Origin of the sequence: Nonomuraea sp. MTCD27 (assembly GCF_041950495.1) — a bacterium.
GTDB lineage: Bacteria > Actinomycetota > Actinomycetes > Streptosporangiales > Streptosporangiaceae > Nonomuraea.
The window spans coordinates 221,693-235,750 of sequence record NZ_JBGNUW010000005.1 but is presented as its reverse complement, the minus strand read 5'-3'; the positions used below and the strand labels follow the sequence as shown (position 1 = coordinate 235,750).

Here is a 14,058-nt window from a genome sequence, read left to right as displayed (position 1 = left end):
ACAAGGGGTGTCGGTTGACCACCACGTCGAGCTTGATCTCCACCCTTCCCGGCCGCTCCTACACCGACCCGGAGATCTTCGCCGAGGAACAGGCCAAGATCTTCGAAACCCTCTGGTTCTGCGCGGTCAGGGCCGGGGACGTGCCGAAGCCGGGCGCGTTCAGGACGGTCCAGATCGGCAGGGAGAGCGTGATCGTCGTGCGCGGGCGCGACGGCCGCCTGCGGGCCTTCCTCAACGTCTGCCGGCACCGTGGCGCCCGGTTGTGCCTGGAGGAGGCGGGCGAGGTCAGGAGGACGATCAGGTGCGCGTACCACGCCTGGTCCTACGACCTCGACGGCCGGCTGGCCGCCGCGCCCAACCTTGCCAAGATGCCGGACATCGACCGCGTGGAGCACGGGCTGGTCCCCGTGCACCTGCGCGAGTGGCTCGGCTACGCCTGGGTGTGCCTGGCCGCGGAGCCGCCCTCGTTCGAGGAGAGCGTGACGTACGCGGCCACCGAGCGCCTCGGCGACCCCGCCGCCATCGAGCACTACCACGTGGACGAGCTGGCCCTCGGCCGCCGCATCGTCTACGACGTCAAGGCCAACTGGAAGCTGCTCGTCGAGAACTTCATGGAGTGCTACCACTGCGCGACCATCCACCCGGAGCTGACCGCCGTGCTGCCGGAGTTCGCGGGCGGGTACGCGGCGCAGTACTACGTCGGCCACGGCGCCGAGTTCGCCGAGCGGGCCGAGGGGTTCACGGTGGACGGCAGCCCCGGGTTCGGCAGGCTGCCCGACGTGTCCCAGGACCAGGACCGCCGCTACTACGCGATCACCGTCAAGCCCCAGGTGTTCGTCAACCTGGTGCCCGACCACGTGATCCTGCACCGGATGTTCCCCATGGCCGTGGACCGGACCGTGGTGGAGTGCGACTGGCTCTACCACCCCGACGTGGTCGCCTCGGGGGCCGACGTGTCGCTGTCGGTCGAGCTGTTCCACCGGGTCAACGAGCAGGACTTCGACGCCTGCGAGCGGACCCAGCCGGGCATGTCGTCACGGGCCTACCGGGAGGGCGGGGTGCTCGTGCCCAGCGAGCACCACATCTCCCTGTTCCATCAGTGGGTGAACCAGCGCTTGCGCGGGTAGCGCACGGTGAGCCCGCCGTATTTCGCCCGCCCGCTGATCACCACGTTGACGGCGCCGGGCCGCGGCCTGCTCGGCACGTCCGAGGTGGTGGTGCTGCCCCAGTCGCTCTGGAACGCGTCCACGTTCGCCACCGCGCCCTCGGGCAGGATGATCTTGGCGGAGCCGTAGGTGAGGTCGAGCTCGATGTCGACGACCGGATGGGAGACGACGGCCTCGGACAGGTCGAGCTCGACGCTGCCGTATTTGGAGCTCACCCGCAGCTTCCTGGGCACGGCCCAGTCGCCCGAGCGTTTGAGGTTGCCGTTCTTGGACTCCAGCTCGACCACGTCGTTGACCTGGGCCTGATCAACAGGCAGGTCGTCGATGAGGCCCAGCAGGTCGCCGTAGGTCTTCGCGGTCAGGGCGATCTCGAGCCGGTCCTCGAGCTCCAGCTGGTTGAGGCGGCCCTCGGCGAACGCGCGCTGCAGCTGCTGCGCGGTGCGCTCCCGGTCCTCCTCGGAGACCCGCATCTGCAATTCCGACATGTCCTGAGCATAGGTTCGTGGCGCTCAGAACGGGAGGCGGCGGCCGGAAGGCGTGCGGAGATCGAGCGGGATCTGACGGGGTCCGGGGCGGGGGCGGCGGATGACCTGGACTCTCTTCACAACATATTAGGTACCCAGAGGATTGCCTTGAAGTCATCGTCCTTGGGTAGCGTGAGGGCTGATGCTGGCAGAACCGTTCGTTCACCCGGCGCTCTTCTATCGGGGCGACCGGGAATACGTGGCTGCCACCACGGCATTCATCCGCGCGGGGCTGGCCGCGGGCGAGCCCGTCGCGGTCGCCGTCCCCGGCGCGAATCTGGCGCTGATCGCGGCCGCGCTCGGCCGGGCGGCCGGTGACGTGCTCCTGCTCGACATGACGGAGGCCGGGCGCAACCCCGGGCGGATCATCCCCGGCGTGCTGCGCGCCTTCGCCGACCGGCATCCCGACCACCACGTGCGGATCATCGGCGAGCCGATCTGGCCCGGCCGCACCGCGACCGAATATCCCGCCTGCGCCCAGCACGAGGCGCTGATCAACCTGTCGTTCACCGGCCGGAGGGTGACGATCCTGTGCCCGTACGACGCCGTGAACCTGACCGCGGAGGTCATCGGCGAGGCGGCGCGGACCCATCCCGTGCTACGCGACGTCTCGGGGGAGTGGGCGAGCGCCGACTACGCGCCCGAGCTGGTGGTCGACGGGCACAACCGGCCGCTCGACGAGCCGGAGAAGAGCGTCTCGCTGCGCTTCGACCACACCAACCTGTCGGCGGTGCGGATCCTGGCGGCCCAGGAGGCCGCCGTGATGGGGTTCGACGGTGACCGCCTCGACGACATCCGGCTGGCGGTGGCCGAGCTCGGCGCCAACAGCCTCGATCACGGCGGCGGGTCGGGCCTGCTCCGGGTGTGGGCCGAGGGCAGCCGGCTGGTCTGCGAGATCAGCGACTCCGGCCACATCACCGACCCGCTGGTGGGCCGCAGGCCGGTCGATCCGCGCGACGCGGGCTCGCGCGGCCTGCTGATCGTCAACCTCCTCAGCGATCTCGTACGCATCCACACCCGGGCCGGCACGACCTCGATCCGCGTCTACTTCGACGCCCACCGGCACGAGCGGTGAGCGGTCAGAGCTCGACCTCTCCCATGCTGGGGTAGCGGGGCCCGCGCACGGCGTCCGCGGGCACGGCGGTCACCAGCGCGTCGAGCTGTTCCGGCGTCAGCGTCACGTCGGCCGCGGCGGCGTTCTCCTCCAGATATTTCAGCCGCTTCGTGCCCGGGATCGGCACGATGTCCTCGCCCTGGGCCAGCAGCCAGGCCAGGGAGATCTGGGCCGCCGTGAGGCTGGCGTCGTTGGCGACCTTCTTCACCTCGGCCGCCAGCGCCCTGTTGTGCTCGGCGTTCTCGCCCGTGTTGCGCGGCATGTGGCGCCGGAAGTCGTCGGCGGGCAGCTCCTCGGCGCTCGGCATCGTGGCCGAGAGCAGGCCGCGGCTGATCGGCGAGTACGCGACCAGCCCGATCCCCAGCTCCCTGGCCGCCGGCCGGATCTCCGCCTCCAGACCCCTGGTGAACAGCGAGTACTCGCTCTGCAGGGCCGCGATCGGGTGCACGGAGGAGGCCCTCCGCAGGGTGTCCGCGCTCACCTCCGACAGGCCGAGGTGGCCCACCTTGCCGGCGCGGACCAGCTCCGCCATGGCCCCGACCGACTCCTCGACGGGCACGTCGGGGTTGCGGCGGTGCATGTAGTAGAGGTCGATGTGGTCCACGCCGAGGCGCCGGAGGGAGGCGTCGCAGGCGGCCCTGATGTACTCGGGGCTGTTCTCGACCGTACGGGTGCCGCCCTCGCGCTTGATGCCGAACTTGGTGGCCAGCACCACCTCGCCGCGGCGGTCCTTGATGGCCCGGCCGACCAGCTCCTCGTTGGCCCCCTTGCCGTACATGTCAGCGGTGTCCAGAAAATTCATGCCAAGGTCGAGGGCGCGGTGAATGACGGCGATAGATTCCTTCTCGTCGCCCTGGCCGTAGAACTCGGACATGCCCATGCAGCCGAGACCGAGAGCCGAGACCTGGAGCCCGTCCTTGCCCAGCGTGCGCCTGTTCATGAAAGCCCCCTGTACGAGTCGATCTTCGTGTCCAGCACCTTCAGGTCCTGGGTGAGCTCGGCGATCCTGGACCGGACGCGCTCCCGGTGCAGCTCCAGCATCTCCCGGCGCTCGTCCGAGGTCTCCTCGCCCTTGCGCCGCAGCTCCGCGTAGCGGCACATGTCGGCGATCGGCATGCCGGTCGTGCGCAGCTTGGTGAGGAAGTCCAGCCACCGGAGGTCGCTCTCGGCGTAGTCGCGGTGCCCGCTGCTGTTGCGGCCGACGGAGTGGATGAGCCCGATACGCTCGTAGTAGCGCAGCGTGTGAGCGCTCAGGCCCGACCGCTGCGCGGCCTCCTGGATCGTCATGCGTCCAGGTTCACCCTTCGAGTGCGCTCTAAGTCAAATCCGGGGCGGCCCACCACCCCCACCCTGAGGGGGCAGACCCTACCCAGGGTCACGAACGCGCAGGTGGGCGGCCCATCTCAGGGAAGTCCCAGACCAAGGTATTAGGGGTTCCTTCAGGGCCGGTTCGGGCCGATCTCCGATGTTCGCAAAGCTCGCGTTCCACGAGCTTTGAGGCATGAAGGAATTGCTCGTCAGTGGGTTCGCGGCCATCGGCGCCGGCACCGGCGCCATGCTCACTTTGCACGCCGGATCGGACCTGGACCCGTTGCACAGTGTGATCAGCGAGTACGTCTGGCAGTCGGCCGGCTGGCTGCTGCCCGCCTCGCTGACGTTGTTCGCCGTGGGCTCCGCGCTGATCGCCGAGGCGCTGCGCCGGGCCGGCATGAGCCGCTGGATCGTCGCGCTGCTGCTGGCGTGGGGGGTGAGCATGTTCCTGATCGGGGCCTTCCCCACCGACCGTCCCGGGGTGCCGCTGTCGATGTCGGGCGGCATCCACCGCTACGCCGCCTTCGCCGCCTTCCTGGTGATGCCGGTGGCGGGGCTGCTGCTGGCCAGGGCCCGGATCCGGTACGCGAAGGCGGTGCGGATCCTCAGCGGGCTGGCCCTGGGCGCGCTGCTGCTGGTCGTGATCCCGTACGTGGTGCGCATGTTCGGCATCCCCCTGACCAACGACGACATCCCGGCGGGCCTGACCCAGCGGGCCGTGGTCGTCACCGAGCTGGGCGTGCTGGCGCTGGCCGGGCTGTCGATGCTCAGGCCGTCGGCCCGGCGGGGCGTGGCGCCGGCCCTGGCCTGACGCGTCGCCAGGCGTGAAACCCGCTGCTCAGGAAAGAGGTAGGTCCCCTACCCCTACCTCTTGGGAGTGGCTGAGATGACGATTCTGATCGCGTACGACGGTTCCGACGACGCCAAGGCCGCGATCGCCTTCGCGGGCCGGATGTTCCGCGGCAGGCCCGCGGTCGTGCTGACGGTGTGGGAGCGGGTGGCGATGACCTCGACCAGGGCCTCGGCCGGGCTCATGGTGGCCATCGACCAGTCGGGAGTCGAGGACGAGGCGATCGGGCAGGCGATGCGGGAGCTGGCCCAGCACGGCGCGGAGCTGGCCCGGCAGGAGGGCCTGGACGCGACGCCCCGCTGCGACGTGGACTCCGTGGCCGTCTGGTCGACGATCGTGGACGTGGCCGACGAGCTGGCGGCCGAGCTCATCGTGACAGGCACCAGAGGGCTGGGCGGGGTGCGCTCGCTGCTGCTCGGCAGCACGTCGGACCGGGTGCTGCACCACGCGCACCGGCCGGTCCTGGTGGTCCCCGCCCCGGAGAAGCGCGCCGAGTAGCTCCACCCGAGCGTTCACCTGGCCGTTGGTGCGGGCTGTCGGCCGCGTGCGGCAGAGTGGGTGCCTCCTGGGTGTGCGAGAGGGGGCGGAAGCGTTGCCGGAGGAGCTGGCGCGGCGGCTGGGGACCACCGACGCGGTGGTCGTGGGGCTGAGCGCGATGATCGGCGCGGGGGTGTTCGCCGCCTTCGCCCCCGCCGCCGCGGCCGCGGGCCACTGGCTGCTGCTGTCGCTCGCCCTCGCCGCGGTCGTGGCCTACTGCAACGCCACCTCCTCGGCCCGCCTGGCCGCCCTCTATCCCGAGTCGGGCGGCACATACGTCTACGGCCGGCGGCGGCTCGGCCCGCTGTGGGGTTACCTGGCGGGCTGGGGCTTCACGGTCGGCAAGACCGCCTCCTGCGCGGCCATGGCCCTCACGTTCGGCGCCTACGTCCTGCCCGGGCTGGAGCGGCCGCTGGCCGTCGCCGCGGTGGCCGCGCTGACGCTGCTCAACCTGTTCGGGGTGCAGCGCTCGGCGGGCCTGGCCCGGGTGATCGTGGCCTTCGTGCTGGCCGTGCTGGCCGTGGTGATCGTGGCCGGGTTGTTCGGCGATGACAGGGTGTCGTTCGTCACGTACGTGGCGGCCCCCGCGCAGTCGTACGACATGTGGGGGGTGTTGCAGGGAGCCGGGCTGCTGTTCTTCGCCTTCGCCGGATATGCCAGGATCGCCACCCTCGGCGAGGAGGTGCGCGACCCCGCCCGCACCATTCCCCGGGCCGTCAGCATCGCGCTCGGCATCACGCTCGTCGTCTACACGCTGGTCGCCCTGGCCGCGCTGCGCGCGCTCAAGCCCGAGCTGCTCGCCACGGCCAAGGCGCCGCTGGCCGACGTGGTCGGCGAGGCGGGGTTCGGCTGGCTGGCGCCCGTGGTGGGCGCCGGGGCCGCGGTGGCGGCGCTCGGCGCGCTGCTGGCGCTGCTGCTCGGCGTCTCCCGCACGGTGCTGGCCATGTCGCGCGAGCGGGACCTGCCGGGCGTGCTGGCCGTCGTGGACCCGGTGCGACAGGTGCCCAGGCGGGCGGAGCTCGCGGTCGGCGGCGCCGTGATCGTCCTGCTGCTCGTGGCCGACCTGCGGGAGGCGATCGGGTTCTCCTCGTTCGGCGTGCTGGTCTACTACGCCATCGCCAATGCCAGCGCGTTCACGCTGCGCCGCGACGAGGGCGCGCCGCACCGCGCCGTCCCGGTGATCGGGCTGGCGCTGTGCCTGCTGCTGGCGGCCACGCTGCCGGTGGCGTCGGTGGTGGCGGGGCTGGCGGTGTTCGCGGCCGGAGTGGTGATCTATCTGGTCCGGAGGCGTACGATGGGCGCATGACGACGTGCCTGGCGATGATGGCCCCCTAGGGGGTTTCACTCGGCACGTCCACGTTGAGGCCCTGCTAGCCGGGGCCTCTCGTCGTGTCCGGGGCCCCTCGGGAGGCATCCGATGTACATCACGACGACCATCCCCTACGTCAACGCCCGGCCCCATCTCGGGTTCGCGCTGGAGCTCGTCCAGGCCGACGTGCTGGCCAGGCACCACCGGCGGCGCGGCGAGCCCGTACGGTTCCAGACCGGCACCGACGACAACTCGCTGAAGAACGTGCTGGCCGCCGAGGCCGAGGGCGTGCCGGTGCGGGAGCTGGTGGACCGGAACGCGGCCGAGTTCGAGGCGCTGCGGGGGACGCTGGACCTGTCCTTCGACTCCTTCGTCAGGACCAGCGCCCATCCCGGCCACCGCGCCGGGGTCGAGCGGATCTGGCGGGAGACCGCGCACGACCTCTACCAGCGCCACTACGAGGGGCTCTACTGCGTGGGCTGCGAGCAGTTCTACCCGGAGGGCCCCTGCCCGGACGGGCACGAGGCGCCGCTGCAGCGGGTGTCGGAGGAGAACTGGTTCTTCCGGCTCTCCCGCTACCAGGAGGAGCTGCTCGACCTCATCGGGAGCGGGCGGCTGACGATCGAGCCCGCCGCGCGGCGCAACGAGGTGCTGGCCTTCGTCGGGGCGGGGCTGGACGACATCAGCGTCTCCCGGTCGGCCACGAGGGCCAGGGGGTGGGGGATCCCGGTGCCCGGCGACCCCGACCAGGTGGTCTACGTGTGGTGGGACGCGCTGGCCAACTACGTCACCGCGCTCGACGGCGGCGGCTACGAGCGCTGGTGGGTCCGCGAGCCGGCCAAGGTGCACCTCATGGGCAAGGGGGTGATCCGGTTCCACGCGGTGTACTGGCCGGCGATGCTGCTGTCCGCCGGGCGGCCGCTGCCCACGTCGATCTTCGTGCACGACTACCTCACCGCCGGCGGGCGCAAGATCAGCAAGTCGTCGGGGAACAGCGCCGACCCGGCGGCGCTCGTGGCCGCGTACGGGGTCGACGCCGTGCGGTGGTGGCTGCTGCGCGAGGTGCCGCGCGTGGGCGACGCCGACTTCACCGAGGCGCGGCTGGTCGCCCGGTACGACGAGGACCTCGCCAACGGCCTGGGGAACCTGGTCAACCGGGTCGCCACCATGGTCTGCCGCTTCCTGGACGGCCACGTGCCGCCCGCCGGTGAGCCGCTGGTGGAGGTTCGGGTGGACGAGGCGCTGGCGGCCTTCGACTTCCGGCGGGCGGCGCTGGCCGTGTGGGAGATCGTCGAGGCGGCCAACAAGCACATCGAGCGGACCCGGCCGTGGCAGCAGCCGCGACGGGAGCAGGAGGCGTCGCTGGGCAGGCTGGTGCACGCCTGCCGGGCGCTGGCCGTACAGCTGGAGCCCTTTCTGCCGACGGCGGCGGCGCGCGTGGCGGCGGCGGTGGGCGGGGAGCGGTTGTCGCGGCCCGCGCCGCTGTTTCCCCGGCTCCTCCCACGGCGCGCCGGTTGACGGGGGTTCGTGCGGGCGCCTAGGTTGGCCCGACAGACCGACCGGTATGGAGGCGTGGATGCCCACCGTCGAGACCCTTCGCGGCCCCGTGGACGTCGACGAGCTCGGGCAGACGCTGATGCACGAGCACGTCTTCGTGGTGGCCACCGAGCACCTGGAGAACTACGGCAAGGGTGCCTGGTGGGACGAGGAACACCGGGTGGCGGACGCGGTCACCAAGCTCGACGCGGTGACCGCGAAGGGCGTGCGGACGATCGTCGACCCGACGGTGTGGGGGCTGGGCCGGCACATCCCGCGCGTCCAGCGGGTCGCCGAGCAGGTGCCCGGCCTCAACATCATCGTCGCCACCGGCATCTACGCCTACCTGGAGATGCCCCACACCTACAACTTCCGCGGGCCCGGGCTGATCATCGACGGCCCGGACCCGATGATCGACGACTTCGTCCGCGACCTGACCGAGGGCATCGCCGACACCGGGGTGAAGGCGGCCTTCCTCAAGTGCGCGGTCGAGACGAAGGCGCTCACGCCCGGCGTCGAGCGCATCTGCCGGTCGGTCGCGCGGGCGCACGTACGGACGGGCGCGCCGATCACCGTCCACACGAACGCCCTGGAGAACAGCGGGATCGTCGCGCTCGACCTGTTCGCCAAGGAGGGGGTCGACCTCACGAAGGTGGTCGTCGGGCACGCGGGCGACAGCAACGACCTCGACTACCTCATGCGCCTGGCCGACACCGGCGCCATCCTCGGGATGGACCGTTTCGGTCTGGACGTCTACAACCCGACCGCGCAGCGCGTGGCCACGATCGCGGCGCTCTGCCAGCGGGGATACGCCGATCGCATGGTGCTGAGCCACGACACGGCCTGCTTCATGGACTATTTCGGCGGTGCCTGGGACGAGACCCGAAGCACGCTGGCGCCGAACTGGCGCTACGATCACATTCACGACGATGTCTTGGCCGCACTGCTGGACTCGGGTGTGACCGATGACCAGATTGAGCAGATGCTGGTGTTCAACCCGAAGCGCTACTTCTCGTAAAGTAGTTGGATCGGGTGAGCAACGCGGGTAGGTGGAGCTGGGTGACTTCGGAGCAGGCCTTGTCGATAAGCCTCGGGCTCCAGGGACCCTGCGTCATCGCGCGGCTGACGGGGGACTTCGACTTCGGCTCCGCCGCGGAGGTCCGCGACCGCGTCACCAAGGCGCTCGACCTCACCCAGCCGCCGATGCTCGTCATCGACATGCAGGCGGTCAGCGTCTGCGACTCCTCCGGCCTGTCGGTGCTGGTCTACCTGCACAAGGCGGTCACCGCCTCCGGCGGGCGGCTGCTGCTGTCCGGGCTCAACGGCCGGTGCAAGCACCTGTTCGCGATCACGGCGCTGGACAAGTTCTTCGATATCCGCACCACGGCCGAGCTGGCCATCGCAGAACTCAACGAACCGGGGAATTCGCCGCCGTTTACCGGGTAGTCCCCGTGCATGTCGGCCGATGAGCCCGATCTGCTCGGTACGTACCTCGAACAGATCGGAAAGACCCCCTTGCTCTCCGCCGCGGACGAAGTGGATCTCGCCCGGCGGATCGAGGCAGGCCTGTACGCGGGCCATCTGATCGAGCGTGGTGAGGGCACGCCAGAACTCGAACGCGTCGCACTCGACGGGCGGCGCGCCAAGGACCTGCTGATCAGGTCCAACCTCCGGCTGGTGGTGGCCGCCGCCAGGCGCTACTCCTACCGGGGGCTGCCGCTGCTCGACATCATCCAGGAGGGGAATCTCGGACTGATCAGGGCGGTCGAGAAGTTCGACTACACGCGGGGATACAAGTTCTCCACGTACGGGATGTGGTGGATCCGGCAGGCCATCGAGCGCGGCATCCACGACAAGAGCCGTACTGTGCGGTTGCCGATCCACGTCGCGGAGGAGCTGTCCCGGCTCATCCGGGTCGAGCGGCAGCTCGCCGCCGAGCTGGGCCGCGAGCCGACGGACGCCGAGCTGGGCGAGGCGGCCGAGCGGTCGCCTCAGCAGGTCTCGGCGTTACGCCGGCTCGGCCAGGAGATGGTCAGCCTGGACATCCCGGTGGGGGAGCACGGCGAGGGCCGGATGGGCGACCTGATCGCCGACGAGGACGGGCTGCAGGTGCAGGAGCTCACGGAGCTCCGCGCCCTCAGTGCCGAGCTGAACCAGGTGGTCACGACGCTGCCGCCGCGGGAGGCGTTCGTGATCAGGCTCCGGTACGGCCTGGCCGGTCACCGGGCGCAGAGCTACACCGAGATCGCGGAGCAGCTCGGTCTCACCAGGGAGCGGATCCGGCAGCTGGAGAAGCAGGCGTTGAGACGGCTCAGGCAAGGGGGGCCACTGCTGGCGTGGGCTTCGTGAACGGAAACGGCGCCGAAACAGGGGACGGGATTGGATCTCCCCGAACGGCCGGTGGCGGGAGACGCGCGACACGGGACCTGGGAGGTCCTGCCAGAGGGCCGCTACCGGCCGTTCACCATGCAGGCATTACCGGTGAGATGCGGGCAGGGGCCGTGCCGTGGCTCGGCCCCTGACGCTCACGCGGTGACGAGGAGCGCTACCCCGATCAGCACCACGACCGGGACGACCCACATCACGGCCTCGACAGCGAACTCCTTGTACATCGCGCAGGTCTCCTTCAGGTGAGGGGCACGGGAAACGTCACTGCGCAGCATAGCCGTCCCCGCGACCTGTCCGATCCAGGGCCTCAGGCCGTGACCGCGCCGTCGGCGGCGGAGCCGACCGTGGCCACGTACTTGGTCAGCACCCCCCGCTCCACCGCCCGGTCCGGGCGGCGCCACGCGGCCCGACGGCGGGCCAGCTCCGCCTCCGGCACCAGCAGGTCGAGGGTTCCGGCCGCGCTGTCGATCACCACCGTGTCGCCGTCGTGCACCAGCGCGATCGGCCCGCCGTGGTACGCCTCCGGCGCCACGTGCCCGATCACCAGCCCGTGCGAGACCCCGCTGAAGCGGCCGTCGGTGACCAGTGCCACCGAGGAGCCGAGCCCCCGGCCGACGAGGGGGCCGGTGATCGAGAGCATCTCGCGCATGCCGGGGCCGCCCGCCGGGCCCTCGTACCGGACCACGATGACGTCGCCGGCCACGATCCGGCCCTCCTGGATGGCGACGTAGCAGTCGTTCTCCGAGTCGAACACCCTGGCCGGTCCCTCGTGGCGGAAGTCGTCCTTGCCGCCCAGCTTGAGCACGCAGCCGTCGGGCGCGAGCGAGCCGCGCAGGATGGCCAGCGCGCCGCGCCGCTTGAACGGCTCCGCCGCGCTCGCCACCACCCGCTGGCCGGGCGTCTCCCGCGCGTCCGCCGCCACGCCGGCGAGGGTGCGGCCGTCCACCAGCGTGACGTTCTCGCGCAGCAGCCCCGCCTCCAGCAGGCGGCGCACCACCAGCGAGGTGCCGCCGGCCCGCCACAGGTCGAGCGCCGTGTGGTCGCCGCCGCTGGGCTTGAGCCCGGTGATGATCGGGACCTCGCGGCAGACCTCGCCGATCCGGTCGATCTCCAGGGGCAGCCCCGCCTCGCGGGCGATGGCCAGCAGGTGCAGGACGGCGTTCGTGGAGCCGCCCATGGCCGCCACCGACACGATCGCGTTGTGCAGGGCGTCCTCGGTGAGCACGCGCGAGGGGCGGGCGTCGCGGGCCAGCGCCTCCATGGCGATCTCGCCCACGCGCCGGGCCGCGGCGTTCTTCTCCTCCGCCACCGCCGGGATGTCGCCCACGCCGAACGGCGCCAGGCCGAGGAAGTCGGCGACCGCGCCCATGGTGTTGGCGGTGTACTGGGCGGCGCAGGTGCCGGCGCCCGGGCAGGCGTGCCTGGCCAGGTCGTCCAGGTCGGCCTGGTCCATCCGGCCGACCTCGCGCTCGCCGAGCGCCTCCCACATGTCCTGGATGGTGACGTCGCGCCCGCGCCAGCGGCCGGGCATCATGCTGCCGCTGTAGAGGACCACCGACGGCACGTCCAGCCGAGCCAGCGCCATGATCGCGGCGGGCACGGTCTTGTCGCAGCCGACGATCGCCACCAGCGCGTCGAACCCGTGCGCGCGGCCCATGAGCTCGATCGAGTCGGCGATGACCTCACGGCTGATCAGTGACGTGCGCATGCCGGGCGTGTGCATGGTGAGGTTGTCGGACACCGCGATGGTGTTGAACTCCATCGGCAGGCCGCCCGCCGCCCGCACCCCCTCGGCCACGTGGGCGGCCAACTCGCGGTGGGTCAGGTTGCACGGCATGGTGCCGGTCCAGGTGGAGGCGATGCCGACCACAGGGCGGCGCATCTCCTCCTCCGACATGCCCATGGCGTACAGATGGGAGCGGGCCGGTGCGCGGTCGGGATCGTCGGCGATGCTCAAAGGGATTCCTCCGATGTACGGTTCTCGGCACCTCAATGATCCAGTGCCCGGTTTCACCGGTGGTCCCCGGCCCCCCTCACTGCTCGCGCATGCCCCACGGTGAGCCGTACTCGACCAGGAGGTCCAGGAACGGCCGCGGCTCGAACGCCTCCGGCCCCAGCACGCCCGCGCCCGTCCAGGCCCCGCTCGCCAGCAGCTCCAGGGCGATCACCGGGTTGACCGCGGTCTGCCAGACCACGGCCTGGGAGCCGTACTCGCGCATCGACCACTGGTTGTCCACCACGTGGTAGAGGTACACCTCGCGCGCCTGCCCGTCCTTGACGCCCTTCACCCAGGTGCCGGCGCAGGTCTTGCCGTGCATGCGGTCGCCGAGCTCGGCCGGGTCGGGCAGCACGGCGGCGACCACGTCACGCGGGGACACCCGGGCGGTGCCCTGGTCGGTCCTGACCGCGACCGGCTCGGTGCGGTCGACGCCCAGCGCGTGCAGGGTCTTCAGGGTGCCGATGAACTCCTCGCCGAGGCCGTACTTGAACGTCACCCGCTGCGCCGGGATCCAGCGGGGCACGAGCACGACCTCCTCGTGCTCGACGTTCACGCACTCCACGGGGCCGATCCCGTCGGGGAAGTCGAAGATCTCGGGCTCGCTGAACGGCTCCGTGGTGTACCAGCCGCGGGCCTTCTCGTAGATGAGCGGCGGGTTGAGGCACTCCTCGATGGTGGTCCAGATGGAGAAGGAGGGGGCGAAGTCGTAGCCGTCGACGGTGAGGTTCGCGCCGTCCCTGATGCCGATCTCCTCGATCTCGTCGAACAGCTCGTCGGCGGCGTAGCGGGCGAAGACGTCGGCCAGGCCGGGCTCCACGCCCATGCCGACCAGCGCCAGCCTGTCCTTCGCGGCCCACTCGGGCGCGCGGGCGAACTGCTCGTCGCCCAGCATGACGCCCACCTCCTCGTACGGGCGGTCGGGGTGCGGCTTGGACATGGACATGGCCATGTCGAGGTAGTCGGCCCCCGCCGTGAGCGCCGCGTCGAACAGCGGCAGCACGAAACGCGGGTCGGTGGCGTTGAGCAGGACGTCGCAGCGGTGCTCGGCCAGCAACTCGGCGACGGCCCCGGCGTCGGCGGCGTCGACCTTGACCGGGGTGAACCGGCCGGCGGACTCGCCCAGCGCGGCGACGGCCGCCTTGGCGCGGGGAAGGTCGTAGTCGGCGACCACCATGTGCTCGAAGAACGGGCGGCGGGCGGCGATCCGGGTGATGGCGGTTCCCACGCCGCCGGCTCCCACAAGAAGGATACGCATGACGATAAATCCCCTTTTGACAGCTTTTGGGGGGTTGTTGTCGTTCATCAAACGCCCGTAGGCTCATCA

15 protein-coding genes are annotated in these 14,058 nt (G+C 71.0%); 9 read left to right on the top strand and 6 right to left on the bottom strand.

The genetic code is table 11. The features are described 5' to 3' along the window. The first annotated feature begins 14 nt into the window (after nt 1–14). The gene (locus tag ACBJ59_RS16845) at nt 15–1,127 is read left to right on the top strand and encodes an SRPBCC family protein (RefSeq protein ID WP_375111159.1); all 1,113 of its coding nucleotides are present in this window, start codon (nt 15–17) and stop codon (nt 1,125–1,127) included. Here the strand turns inward: ACBJ59_RS16845 and ACBJ59_RS16840 are convergent. After that, a complete protein-coding gene (locus ACBJ59_RS16840; protein WP_375111158.1) occupies nt 1,097–1,651 on the bottom strand; it encodes a DUF1707 domain-containing protein in 555 nt (184 codons plus the stop codon). The two genes, ACBJ59_RS16845 and ACBJ59_RS16840, sit on opposite strands and share 31 nt — an antisense overlap. A gap of 181 nt (nt 1,652–1,832) precedes the next feature. Here ACBJ59_RS16840 and ACBJ59_RS16835 point away from each other — a divergent pair, with 181 nt between their 5' ends. Further along, complete coding sequence (locus ACBJ59_RS16835; protein ID WP_375111157.1) at nt 1,833–2,765, top strand: anti-sigma factor RsbA family regulatory protein; 933 nt, start codon at nt 1,833–1,835, stop codon at nt 2,763–2,765. A gap of 4 nt (nt 2,766–2,769) precedes the next feature. On the opposite strand, the gene ACBJ59_RS16830 is transcribed toward ACBJ59_RS16835, so the two are convergent. Further along, nucleotides 2,770–3,744 carry an aldo/keto reductase gene (locus ACBJ59_RS16830; RefSeq protein ID WP_375111156.1) on the bottom strand — a complete coding sequence of 325 codons (975 nt, stop codon included), beginning with the start codon at nt 3,742–3,744 and terminating at the stop codon, nt 2,770–2,772. Continuing rightward, nucleotides 3,741–4,091, bottom strand: coding sequence for a MerR family transcriptional regulator (locus tag ACBJ59_RS16825; protein ID WP_375111155.1), 351 nt, complete (start codon nt 4,089–4,091; stop codon nt 3,741–3,743). The genes ACBJ59_RS16830 and ACBJ59_RS16825 overlap by 4 nt, the downstream gene beginning before the upstream one ends. 214 nt (nt 4,092–4,305) lie before the next feature. Between ACBJ59_RS16825 and ACBJ59_RS16820 the strand changes: the two genes are divergently transcribed. The 7 genes from ACBJ59_RS16820 to ACBJ59_RS16790 all read left to right on the top strand — a co-directional run bounded on the left by ACBJ59_RS16820 (nt 4,306) and on the right by ACBJ59_RS16790 (nt 10,696). After that, entirely contained in the window at nt 4,306–4,926 is a 621-nt protein-coding gene (locus ACBJ59_RS16820; RefSeq protein ID WP_364115659.1) for a DUF998 domain-containing protein, read from the top strand. Between the two features lie 75 nt (nt 4,927–5,001). Further along, nucleotides 5,002–5,463 (top strand): universal stress protein, encoded by a 462-nt coding sequence (locus tag ACBJ59_RS16815; RefSeq protein ID WP_375111154.1) that lies wholly within the window; start codon nt 5,002–5,004, stop codon nt 5,461–5,463. Nucleotides 5,464–5,530: 67 nt separating this feature from the next. Beyond that, complete coding sequence (locus ACBJ59_RS16810) at nt 5,531–6,808, top strand: APC family permease (RefSeq protein ID WP_375111518.1); 1,278 nt, start codon at nt 5,531–5,533, stop codon at nt 6,806–6,808. Nucleotides 6,809–6,919: 111 nt separating this feature from the next. Next, complete coding sequence (gene metG, locus ACBJ59_RS16805; RefSeq protein ID WP_375111153.1) at nt 6,920–8,329, top strand: methionine--tRNA ligase; 1,410 nt, start codon at nt 6,920–6,922, stop codon at nt 8,327–8,329. A gap of 58 nt (nt 8,330–8,387) precedes the next feature. Continuing rightward, a complete protein-coding gene (locus tag ACBJ59_RS16800; protein WP_375111152.1) occupies nt 8,388–9,365 on the top strand; it encodes a phosphotriesterase in 978 nt (325 codons plus the stop codon). 41 nt (nt 9,366–9,406) lie between these two features. Beyond that, nucleotides 9,407–9,793 (top strand): STAS domain-containing protein, encoded by a 387-nt coding sequence (locus ACBJ59_RS16795; RefSeq protein ID WP_364115673.1) that lies wholly within the window; start codon nt 9,407–9,409, stop codon nt 9,791–9,793. 9 nt (nt 9,794–9,802) lie between these two features. Beyond that, nucleotides 9,803–10,696, top strand: a complete 894-nt coding sequence (locus tag ACBJ59_RS16790) for an RNA polymerase sigma factor RpoD/SigA (protein ID WP_375111151.1) — start codon at nt 9,803–9,805, stop codon at nt 10,694–10,696. 176 nt (nt 10,697–10,872) lie between these two features. On the opposite strand, the gene ACBJ59_RS16785 is transcribed toward ACBJ59_RS16790, so the two are convergent. From ACBJ59_RS16785 to ACBJ59_RS16775, 3 genes are all read right to left on the bottom strand, one after another. Then, nucleotides 10,873–11,010, bottom strand: coding sequence for a hypothetical protein (locus ACBJ59_RS16785; RefSeq protein WP_375111150.1), 138 nt, complete (start codon nt 11,008–11,010; stop codon nt 10,873–10,875). Nucleotides 11,011–11,042: 32 nt separating this feature from the next. Next, a complete protein-coding gene (ilvD, locus tag ACBJ59_RS16780) occupies nt 11,043–12,692 on the bottom strand; it encodes a dihydroxy-acid dehydratase (RefSeq protein WP_375111149.1) in 1,650 nt (549 codons plus the stop codon). A gap of 76 nt (nt 12,693–12,768) precedes the next feature. Next, complete coding sequence (locus ACBJ59_RS16775; protein WP_375111148.1) at nt 12,769–13,989, bottom strand: saccharopine dehydrogenase family protein; 1,221 nt, start codon at nt 13,987–13,989, stop codon at nt 12,769–12,771. Nucleotides 13,990–14,058 lie beyond the last annotated feature (69 nt).